Source organism: Streptomyces sp. NPDC002130 (assembly GCF_040296465.1).
In the GTDB taxonomy this organism is placed as follows: Bacteria; Actinomycetota; Actinomycetes; order Streptomycetales; family Streptomycetaceae; genus Streptomyces.
The window spans coordinates 1-1,250 of sequence record NZ_JBEOXI010000985.1 but is presented as its reverse complement, the minus strand read 5'-3'; the positions used below and the strand labels follow the sequence as shown (position 1 = coordinate 1,250).

The following is a 1,250-nucleotide window of genomic DNA, read 5'->3' as shown; positions in this document are numbered from 1 at the left end:
GCAACGGCGGCAGCGCCGCCCAGGCCCAGCACCTCACCGCCGAACTGGTCGGCCGCTACCGCCGGGAACGCCCCGCCTACTCCGCGCTCGCCCTGCACGCCGAGACGTCCAGCATGACCGCCATCGGCAACGACTACGGCTTCGACCACGTCTACGCCCGTCAGGTCACCGCCCACGGCCGCCCCGGTGACGTCCTCATGCTGCTGTCCACCTCGGGGCGCAGCAGCAACCTCATCGCCGCCGCCGTGACCGCCCGGCAGGCCGGACTGAGCGTCTGGGCGCTCACCGGGCGCGGCCCGAACCCCCTGTCGGAAGCCGCCCACGAGGCCCTGTGCGTCGACGCGGACACCACCGCCAACGTCCAGGAGACCCACCTCGTCGCCGTCCACCTGCTCTGCGAGTGCTTCGACACGGCCGTGTCCACGCCCCTCGGGCGGCGCACGGTCCTGACCCACGGGAGTACGCCATGACCGGGACCGGGCCGCACCCCCTCGTCGTCGTCGGGGACGTTCTCCTCGATGAGGACATCGAAGGCGTCTCCACCCGGCTCGCCCCCGACGCCCCCGCACCCGTCGTCGACGTCACCGGCGACCGTCGCCACCCCGGCGGAGCCGGACTGGCCGCCGCCCTCGCCGCCCGTGGCGGCCGGGACGTGGTCCTGGTGACCGCGCTCGGCGACGACGAGGCCAGTGAGGCGGTACGACGCGGGCTGCGCGGCCGGGTCCGGATCCTGGAGATCCCGCTGGACGGCACCCTGCCGGTCAAGACCCGCGTGCTCGCGGGCGGCCGGCCGGTCGTGCGCATCGACCGGGGCGGCGGCACCCCGGGCGAGCCCGACGACGCGGTCCGGGAGGCGCTGGCCGACGCGCACGCCGTCCTGGTCGCCGACTACGGCCGGCACACCGCGGGCGCCGTGCGAGCGCTCCTGGAGGACGCCGCCCGCCGCACGCCCCTGGTGTGGGACCCGCACCCCACGGGCGACCCGCCCGTGCCCGGAGCACGCCTGGTCACCCCCAACGCGGCGGAGGCACGAGCCCTGTACCCAGGCTCCGGAGGGACTTCGCTCGGCGCGTACGCCGAGCGGGCGGCCCAGCTCGCCCAGCGCTGGCGTGCCGCCGGGGTGGCCGTCACCCTCGGCGAGCGCGGGGTGCTGCTGGCTCACCCCGCTCCTGCGCTTCGAGCGTCCCGGGCCGGGCCTTCGTCCCGGTTCAGCCCTCGGACGGGGCGAGCACCACGAAGTCCGCGTTCGC

At 76.4% G+C, this 1,250-nt stretch carries 2 protein-coding genes; both read left to right on the top strand.

Features of this window, described 5'->3' with window-relative positions; translation table 11 throughout:
- A partial coding sequence (locus ABT116_RS47655; RefSeq protein WP_351647697.1) for a D-sedoheptulose-7-phosphate isomerase occupies positions 1–470 on the top strand: 470 nt, incomplete at its 5' end.
- Positions 467–1,250: PfkB family carbohydrate kinase (locus tag ABT116_RS47650; protein WP_351647693.1), on the top strand; the 784-nt coding region annotated here is incomplete at its 3' end. The genes ABT116_RS47655 and ABT116_RS47650, both read left to right, overlap by 4 nt.